The 9,319-nt window shown below is 47.0% G+C and carries 8 protein-coding genes and 1 pseudogene; 3 read left to right on the top strand and 6 right to left on the bottom strand.

All coding sequences use genetic code 11. The features are described 5' to 3' along the window. The 5 genes from AC1DUA_RS17965 to AC1DUA_RS17945 form a co-directional block, all read right to left on the bottom strand. The coding region (locus AC1DUA_RS17965; RefSeq protein ID WP_477501071.1) for an MMPL family transporter at positions 1-2,060 on the bottom strand (2,060 nt) is incomplete at its 3' end. Between the two features lie 70 nt (positions 2,061-2,130). Further along, positions 2,131-3,264, bottom strand: coding sequence for an HD-GYP domain-containing protein (locus tag AC1DUA_RS17960; RefSeq protein WP_477501070.1), 1,134 nt, complete (start codon positions 3,262-3,264; stop codon positions 2,131-2,133). A 119-nt stretch (positions 3,265-3,383) separates the two neighbouring features. Then, positions 3,384-4,196, bottom strand: coding sequence for an undecaprenyl-diphosphate phosphatase (locus tag AC1DUA_RS17955; protein WP_477501069.1), 813 nt, complete (start codon positions 4,194-4,196; stop codon positions 3,384-3,386). 104 nt (positions 4,197-4,300) lie between these two features. Beyond that, positions 4,301-5,749, bottom strand: coding sequence for a bifunctional metallophosphatase/5'-nucleotidase (locus AC1DUA_RS17950; RefSeq protein WP_477501068.1), 1,449 nt, complete (start codon positions 5,747-5,749; stop codon positions 4,301-4,303). Further along, a complete protein-coding gene (locus tag AC1DUA_RS17945) occupies positions 5,746-6,216 on the bottom strand; it encodes a molybdopterin-binding protein (protein WP_477501067.1) in 471 nt (156 codons plus the stop codon). Before AC1DUA_RS17945 ends, AC1DUA_RS17950 begins: the two co-directional genes overlap by 4 nt. 71 nt (positions 6,217-6,287) lie before the next feature. Between AC1DUA_RS17945 and AC1DUA_RS17940 the strand changes: the two are divergent. The 3 genes and pseudogenes from AC1DUA_RS17940 to AC1DUA_RS17930 all read left to right on the top strand — a co-directional run. Continuing rightward, positions 6,288-6,734, top strand: a pseudogene (locus AC1DUA_RS17940) (molybdenum cofactor biosynthesis protein MoaE); the annotation flags it as partial. A 21-nt stretch (positions 6,735-6,755) separates the two neighbouring features. Next, positions 6,756-7,820 carry a ThiF family adenylyltransferase gene (locus AC1DUA_RS17935; protein WP_477501066.1) on the top strand — a complete coding sequence of 355 codons (1,065 nt, stop codon included), beginning with the start codon at positions 6,756-6,758 and terminating at the stop codon, positions 7,818-7,820. Between the two features lie 46 nt (positions 7,821-7,866). Further along, positions 7,867-8,910 carry an HD-GYP domain-containing protein gene (locus tag AC1DUA_RS17930; RefSeq protein ID WP_477501065.1) on the top strand — a complete coding sequence of 348 codons (1,044 nt, stop codon included), beginning with the start codon at positions 7,867-7,869 and terminating at the stop codon, positions 8,908-8,910. Between the two features lie 7 nt (positions 8,911-8,917). On the opposite strand, the gene AC1DUA_RS17925 is transcribed toward AC1DUA_RS17930, so the two are convergent. After that, positions 8,918-9,307 carry a DUF350 domain-containing protein gene (locus tag AC1DUA_RS17925; RefSeq protein WP_477501072.1) on the bottom strand — a complete coding sequence of 130 codons (390 nt, stop codon included), beginning with the start codon at positions 9,305-9,307 and terminating at the stop codon, positions 8,918-8,920. Positions 9,308-9,319: the final 12 nt, after the last annotated feature.

Raw genomic sequence — 9,319 nt, 5'->3', positions numbered from 1 at the left:
ATTTCAATATCTGTGAAGATAAACGAGCCGACGACGACAACCAAAATAAATGCCGCACTTGTAATTAAACTGCCTGTTTTTTTGAGCCCTTCCGCCGTGCTCTTGTCATTATCTCCGCTTGCTTCATACTCCTCCATAATGCGAGAAATTAAGAAGACCTCATAATCCATCGAGATGCCAAACACTACGCAAAAAATAATAACCGGCAGCGTTGCGCTGACATAACCAATAGACGTGATATGCAGCAAATCTGCCATATAGCCGTGCTGAAACACTAACACCACGCATCCGAGACTTGCGCCTAGACTTAGCATATTCATGAGTACAGCTTTTAGAGGCAGCAGAATAGACCGGAAGGCAAGCAGAAGGACGATATACGTAATCCCCATGACAAAAGTGAGCACGGAAGGTATTTCATTTTGAATACGATCGATGATATCAAGCCGGTAAGCCGGTCCGCCCGTGACCGCCACACCCAGTCCTTCTCGCTCCAATGCGCGAAGTTTCCGTACAAGCCCATCCGTCGACGGATCATCCGGGTCCTTCTCAGGCACAACAACAAGCAGCGCAGTATGTCCCTTCGCCAGCTTGCCCCCTTCGATCTGCTCTTTAATTCCGGGAGCCTTCAACATACCTGCTAATTCAGCATCTGTACGTTGTCCTAGCGAGCTGAGGTAGCTTTGAATTTCTTTGACACCCGAAACAGCCCTCACTTTGTCCTCGTATGCCCGAACTTGACGTATTGCGGACTCTTCCCATATTTCTTCTTCCGTATGTACAACGATTTGAATTGGCCCCATCATCCGAGGATCATACACTGTTTTAAGCAAATCCGATCCATATCGCGACTCATAGTTAGGAGGCAGCACCTCGGCATTGGGCACGCTCAGCTTCATTTGACCAATGGGGGTCATTGCATAGATTAAGGCTCCCCCAACCAGGATGACAAGTAGAACAGGCCGCTTCATCACACCATAGGCAATCTTTTCCCAGAATCGGGATGATTCCTGCTTACGGAAGCGCTTAGGGAGCACCTGAAGCGAATTAATCCGCTTGCCGAGCAACCCCAGAAGAGCTAGCAGCATGGTGTTGGCGACAACCACAGATATGGATACGACAATGATCCCCCCTAAACACAAGGAGCGAAAAAACGTGAGATCAACGAACAACATACCGAGTAACCCGATCAATACCGCAATGCCAGAGAAGAAAATGGATTTCCCAGCTGTCTGGCAAGTCATTGCTACCGCCTCAGCTACATTAGGTTGTACCTTCAGCTCCTCCCGGAAGCGGCTTACCAGGAATAACGCATAGTCTATTCCGACGGCAAGTCCCAACATCGTCACCATATTCGGGAGAAAATTCGATAAGGACTGATGCTGGGCAATAAAATAGGTAATCCCAAGTGTGAGAGTTACACTCATGAGTCCCACGATCATTGGCAGCAGCGCCGCCACTAGTGTTCCAAAAACAATTAACAAAACGATAAGCGCGATGGGCAGGCCAATGGCTTCCGATTTGGCAATATCATGCTTGCTCGCTTCCTGCATGTCGTGCAAAATAGCAGGTCCTCCCGTTACATATACCTTCATGCCAGCAGGAGGATGCACGCGTTCCTTCAATTCGGGGTACCTCTCAAGTGCCGGGTCTGTATCCAGATCGAGCGAAACGTTCACAGCCTGGACATCTAGATGCCCTTCATTTCGAGGCGTGGCAACGAAGCTTACATTTTCTACATAGGGCAGCTTCTTTAAGTCCCCCAGTGAATCCATGATAGCTTGCTGCTGTTCTTGCTTGGTCATATCGAGGACATCCCCCGTATAGACCAGATTAATCGTCGTCAGGGGTACACCCAGCTCATCCCGCAGCTGGATGAGACCGAGATCCGACTCGCTTCCTTTTGGCGTAAAGCCATTATCTTTGAGTATACCGGGTGTTTTCTGTGCAAATAGCGCGAAGCTAAGGAACAGCAGCACGCAAAGCGTAAGGACTAGCCAGCGATAACGGTGCATGGCGTATCCCCATCTCCAAAATTTGCCTTTCACCGCTGATTCTCTCACACACATCCCCCTGATCTGCAAAAAGAACCTGGGATCCCAGGTTCTTGATGTTCGTTATCTTTATTTTATCTCAAAGTAGAGTTGGCATACCCGATTCTGTGTTCAGTTCTTCGATTTTAATTTCACCGATTTCTGAAATGAGGACCGAATGCTTGATAGAGAGATCAATCTCATACGGTTCTTTGAGTTCACTACCTGCTTCATCCTCCAGGATTCGAACGACCGGCCTCTGCGGAACCGTTAAGTTTAATTTGGAGACAATCCCGAATTCGCCTGTGTTCAATTTCACGGTGATACCAAGCGGGTAAATCGCAATTTTATCACGGAATAACGCAATTTGGCTTTGATCATACATCGTACCAGAACCTGCAAAAAGCTGCTCCATGGCTTCGTGAGGCAATAATGGCCTGCGATATACACGAGTAGTTGTCATAGCGTCGTAGGAATCGACTAAACCGATCCAGCGCGCAAATTCATTAATATCCGGGCCTTGCAAACCTCGTGGATAACCACTTCCGTTTATCCGTTCGTGATGCTGAAGAGCACAATGCGCAGACAACAGCGGAATGTTCGGCTCATCCTTCAGAATCTGAAAACCATACGTGGTATGATTCTTCATCTCCATGAATTCATCCTTAGTCAACTGAGAAGGCTTGCGGAGGATGCCTAGTGGAATTTTGGTCTTTCCAATATCATGCAGCAAAGCGCCAAGTCCAAGCGTCTCCAACTTTTCACGGCTGTATCCATAACTAATTCCGAGCATGATGGCGTATATACTGACATTCACCGAATGCTGGAATAAATAATTATCTTTTATATTCATATTGTTTAGCATGACCATTGCACCTTGATGAGCACTTAGATCATCAATAATCATGTTCATCACATCACGGAAATTACGTCCGATATCATAATAGCTAACAGCTCCGCGCTTGTTCGAATCCTCCATGACCCGCTTAAAGGTATGCCGAATTTCGTGTACAGCCCTGCTTCGCRTTTCATCTTGAATAATATCAACTTGAATAACGTCATCGGTCCGGGAATCTACGATATAAATATAGTCGATACCATATGAAAATAGCCGATCGATTAGTCTCTGCGTTAGCTCAACGTTAACAGCAAGTAAAACCATACCATCTTCGTTGTAAATATTCTTAGCCAGCCTCATTCCAGGATGACACTTGTTGATCGGCATTAACAGCATGTAAGGACCCCCGAGTAGCTGAACGTTATTATCTATCTAAATGTAATAGATTTCATCTAAAAGTTCAACAAAAAAAACCGCATCTTTCGACGCGGTTCGCCACTTTATTTCAATAGCATTTATTTTAAAAACATATAAAGTGCAAATACTATTGCTACTGCGAAACGATAGTAGGCAAAATAGGTCAATTTCATATTTTGAACAAACTTAATGAAAGAAACAACCGCTAACAGAGCTACGATGAAAGCCACCACAAAGCCTACTGCGAAAAAAGCGAAGTCATTGGCAGAAAGAGCTTCATAGTTTTTCAAAAAATAGACGCCGGAAGCCCCGAACATAATCGGAATTGCCATAATGAACGTAAAGTCTGCAGAAGCTGCACGGCTAACGCCTGAGAGCATCCCTCCTGCAATCGTGGAACCAGAACGAGAGAATCCTGGCCAGATCGACACAAGCTGCCACAAACCGATGAAGAAGGCTTGACGGTAAGTTAAGTCATCCAATACCTCGGTACTTGGCCTTCCTTTCTTCTTCTCCGCAATGATTAGCAAAATCCCGCCAAGAATAAGTCCGATAATAACCGTCGTCGAGTTAAACAACTTCTCATCGACAACATCATTAAACAATATACCGATGATTCCTGCAGGCAAAATTCCGATAAGAATATGTAGTAAATTCAGTTTTTTCCCGCTTCTGCTTTCGCTTTTTCTTTTCACCAAGCCGAACAATGACAAGATACGTTTCCAATAAATAATGACAACAGCCATGATGGCTCCGAGCTGAATAACGAAATCAAAAGTTTTCATGACTTCGTCGTTTTGCGTGTTCAACAAACTTTGCGCCAAAATCATGTGTCCTGTTGAGGATACCGGTAAAAACTCGGTCAACCCCTCTACGATCCCAATAATGATCGCTTCAAAAATAGTATGCATGGTTTCCCCCTAAAGGTAAAAGATTATGGTCGGACTCCTGTCCAATTATCTATTTTACTTGGAACATGTATGATCTGACAACTTTAATGACAAATTCGTGGGGTCTACCCCCTCGTTGCTGATGCCCTTTGGTCAATAAATCTTGCTGAGTGGCTGCTTGCAATCGCTTCATGATCCGTAAGCTCGCGGGCAAGCACGTCACGGATAAACTCCGGCAGCATGTACACCACATCTTTCCCACGGCTTAAGGATAAATAGCCGGATCCGAAAGTAAACATATCTATCGTGCCTACGACATAGTCACGGCCAGGGTCCAAAAGCTCTCCGCCTACGTACACGGCGACGATACGTTCATAAGGCGCGCGGGAGCTGTCCCACTCGACGGTGATACCGTCGACACTAAGCGCGCCTAGCACTTCACCCCGGAAGCCGAGTCCCCGTATCGGCTTCTCCGTGAATTCAGGCAGCAGCGACTCTTCGAGTGCCTGCTGCAAATCCGCGCCGCTCAGCAGCAGGCGGCACGGGTTGATCGGCCCCGGGCAGATTTCTAGCAATCTGCCGCGCGTCAAGCGCCCCTCCTTCAGTCCCTGAAGGAGTTGGCCGCTGTTGACCAGCCCGATGTCGGCGCTGGTCCAGCGGCGAATCCCGGCGGCAAGCAAGTTGCCAAGCGGGGATTCGCCGTGCCAGTCCAGGCGCAGCGGCTCCCGCAGCTGCGCCACTTCTTCATCCAGCGCCGCTGCGCCGGCGATGCGGAATCGTGCCAGCAGCGCGGCAACGCTGCTGTCTTCTACGCTGCCCGTCGTCATCGGGACGACGCGGCTCTGGAACTGGGCGATCCGGCGCTGCGCCGGATCGTAGGCCAGTTCGATGTGGCCGGCATATTGCCCGTACTTGCCGGCCGCAGCCAGATAGGTGCCGCTGATCAGGAGCGGCTCCGCCAGTACATGATGTGTGTGGCCGCCAAGGATCACATCGATGCCCTCGATCTCTTCCGCTATGCGTCTATCCATCGGCAGACCGAGATGCGACATGACCACGATGAGGTCTGTGTGAGGGCGCAGCTGCTCCGTAAGAGTCTTCACAGCCTCGAACGGATCTGTTACATCCCAACCGAGCAGCTCATAATAAGCCGGATAAGCCGCTGTCACGCCTATAATGCCAATCTTCAAACCAGACTTTTCAATCGTCAACGATGGTAGCAGCCAATCAGGAGTGAGGTTCGTTGCTCTTTCATAAATATTACTTCCAAGAATAGGAAAGCGCGCATGCTCCTTGAAAGTAGCTCTCAAAAAGTCAGGCGTGAACGTCAGCCCTTCATTATTGCCAAGCACCATCGCATCATAGCCTGTTGCGTTCATGATTTCCAAGTTAGCAATGGCATTGGTACCTTCTGTCTCAGGGCTCATCCGGTCCATATGATCGCCAATATCCAGCGTCAACACTTGCTCGGATGGCCAGTCCTGGCGAGCTTGGTTAAAGTAGCCACTAATTTTGGGCATCATCTCAAAGTGGCTATGCAAATCATTCGTATGTAAAATCAGAAGTCGTCTCATCTCTTGATTTTCAAYTCATCGAGCGTTACTTTATTTTTAAAACCAAAGGTGGCTTCTTCGCCAAGTGTGGCATCATGCAGAAACCAGATATGTACAACACTTTTGACATTGAGGCATTCGCTGCTTCCATCTGGCACATACAAGCGAATCGGGTACCCCTTCTTTAATGGTTCTTCGTCTTGAGCATAGAGAAAAAGAGCTGAGTCTACTTCCGACCACGACATTAACGCCTGAAATTCATCAACAGCCTCTACTTTCACATGTGTAGGCTCGCTTTCAGCTTGTCCACCACGGMTGTTTTTCCAGCTTCGATACCATGCTTTTAAATCAAATGCATCCCCTGAAACGTTCGGAACACGGTCCTCAAGCGCCAATTTCATCTCCGCCAGATCAACGAGTTCTTGTACAGTAAATGTTTCATTTGTTAGATGTGGGTCTGACACTTGTATGCGTAAATCTGCTTGCATCCTGACCATTCTCCTTTYATCCCATAAGCTCATTTTGCTTTTCCCAACCCGTGTCAGGCGGGCAGCCCTCCTTATTTGAAATTACCTACGATCCGATTGATGCTGGACAAGTTGCCGCCAAAGTAAACCATCCCAATCATGGGGCTTCGCTCCTCTTCATTGGGACTACGAGAGAGATGACGCATGGGCAGCGCACTGTTCTCTTGGAGTATGAAGCCTATGTGCCGATGGCGATCAAAACAATGGAAACCATCGCTCAAGAAATCACCGACCGATGGCCGGGCACACTTAGTGCGATTACGCACCGTTTGGGGAAGGTAGCCATTGCGGAAGCTAGCGTCGTAATTGCCGTTTCTTCCCCTCACCGGGCAAGCTGCTACGAGGCTAGCCGATACGCAATCGAACGGTTGAAACAAATCGTACCCATTTGGAAAAAAGAAATTTGGGAAGATGGCTCGGAATGGAAGGGCAGCCAAACTGGCCCTTGGAATCCACTGCAAACGACACTTACGGATTAGAGCGAATTGGAGATGACTTACGTGGATACATTTTTACATACAGAGCAAGAAAACGGGGTAGATGCGCGTTATTCAAGACAAGTGCTCTTCTCCCCTATTGGAGTAGAAGGACAGCGCAAACTTATTAGCAGTCGTGTCGCTATCGTTGGCATGGGTGCCCTGGGCACCGTTCTTGCCAATCATATGGTGCGAGCTGGAGTCGGATATGTCCGCTTGATTGACCGCGATTTTGTAGAAGCGAGCAATTTGCAACGGCAAATGTTGTACGACGAAGAAGATGCAGCAACGATGACACCTAAGGCGATTGCTGCAGCCAAACGATTACAGCTAGTGAACTCACTCGTCACAATCGAACCTCATGTCATGGATCTTAACGCTACGAATGCCGAAGACTTGTTAGGGGATGTAGATTTAATTTTAGACGGCACGGATAACTTCTCCGTCCGCTTCCTTATCAACGATGTGAGCATCAAATTGGGCATTCCCTGGATTTATGGCGGCGCTGTTGCTTCAAGAGGTGTCTCTATGACGATTCTCCCAGGGCAGACGCCATGCCTGCGTTGTTTGTTCAATCAAGCTCCCGCTGCTGGCACGACAGAAACCTGCGATACAGCTGGTGTGATTGGCGGAATTATACATGTCGTTGCTTCATTTCAAGCAACTGAAGCTCTTAAACTACTAGTTGGCGCTACTGAGCATCTGAATCTTCGGATGCAGCAGTGGGACCTTTGGTTCAACCAACACTCCGCAATAAACGTGACCAACGCACTAAAGGCGGATTGTCCCGCCTGTGTGAGCAAGCAGTACGACTACTTGGAGACTGACATTGACAGCGACACCATTCAATCCTTATGCGGTCGTAACTCGGTTCAGATTCATCCTGTACTTCCTGCTGCCAAGCCGCTTGAATACTGGGAAGAGCGCTTGAAACCGTTAGGTTCGGTTGAGCGAAACAGGTTCCTTTTAAAGTTCCAGGCAGGCCCGGATTTGCACATGGTTATATTCCCTGATGGTCGCGTCCTCATTCAAGGAACGGATGATTTAATTCAAGCCAAAAGTCTTTACAGCCGTTATATAGGGATGTAGTATTACAATATACCTACACGAATATAGGACTGGGAGAGGAACTTCAATGCATATACACGTACTTCAACTAATTGTTGGTGATAAACTGATTTCCGATTCCTATAGTACAAAAGGACTTCATCTTCTATCAGCAGGTACCGTGGTGGATGCAAGCGATATAATGATGCTTAACCGCCATAATGTGGAATATGTGGATATTGCCCCAAGGGTTAATGAAGCCGAAATTGTGCCAGTGGAATCCTCACAAGCGAAGCTGGCTCAATTAAATTCCTTCCATGATTGCATTTCCGGCATTAAAGACATATTTCGTTCTGCAGAAAACGGGGAAAAGCTTTCTATGGATATGATAGAATCCGCTTTCAATCCGTTAATCGCCAGCTTTGAGGAAGAGAATGACGTCGTTTCTTTGCTTCTTTCATTAAGCAGCCAAGATGATTACACGTATCAACATAGTGTACAAGTAGGTATGCTTTCCTACTATATTGCCAAATGGATGAACAAAAGCGATAAAGAAGCTCTTGTTATTGGTACAGCCGGCTATTTACACGATGTAGGAAAATGTAAAATACCCCAGAAAATCTTATTTAAGCCCGGTAAGTTAACGAATGACGAGTATAATGAAATTCAAAAGCATACCATCTTTGGGTATGAAATCATCAAAAACTCTTTGAAAGACAACGCATTGGCACTCGTTGCTCTTCAGCATCATGAGCGCATGGATGGCACTGGCTATCCGTTACGCAAAAAAAGCACGGAGATTCATTCTTATTCGCTTATCGTTGCTGTCGCAGACGTGTATAGCGCTATGATCAGCAAGCGCGTGTATCAAGATAAGCGCGACCTCTTATTTGTTCTTAAAGAGCTTCACCGGATGAGCTTTGGACAGCTTGATCCGAAGATCACACAGGTATTTATTCGTAACATGATTCCTAACTTTATCGGGAAAACCGTGTCCCTTAGCGACGGCCGAGTCGGTACAATCGTCATGACCAATCCTACCGACTTTTTCCGACCACTCATCAAAATTAATAATCAATTTCTAGATCTCTCGCAACTTAGGGACGTGGAAATTACAACAATCGCGATTTAATGATTTGCTAAATAATGAGCGAACTGACTGCAAGAGCAATACCGATATATACGGCAGCCAGCAATGTGCCGACTGCTACATTTCCATCTTTCAATTGATCGGATAGCTTCACGCCAGGCGTTAACCAATCAAATACCCAGTAAGTAGCAAGCAAACAGACGTAACCTACCGCAAACCACAAGCTCATGTGCCAGATCGAGGAATTGCTATATGCGGCAATCGCCAGCACGATAGCTGTAGCTATGAATTTACCGCCCATTGTGATTCCAACGGCTACATTCCCCTTATTTACTTCTTCCATATCGCGGTAGGGCGTCATTAAACTAAATACATACATCCCTGCAAATTGCAGCAGGACTATGACAAATAAACTAATTACAATATTCAATACTATCATTCTGCCCACCCC

The sequence above is a fragment of the Paenibacillus sp. 01T422 genome (assembly GCF_056398785.1).
This window is presented reverse-complemented; position numbering and strand designations above follow the sequence as displayed.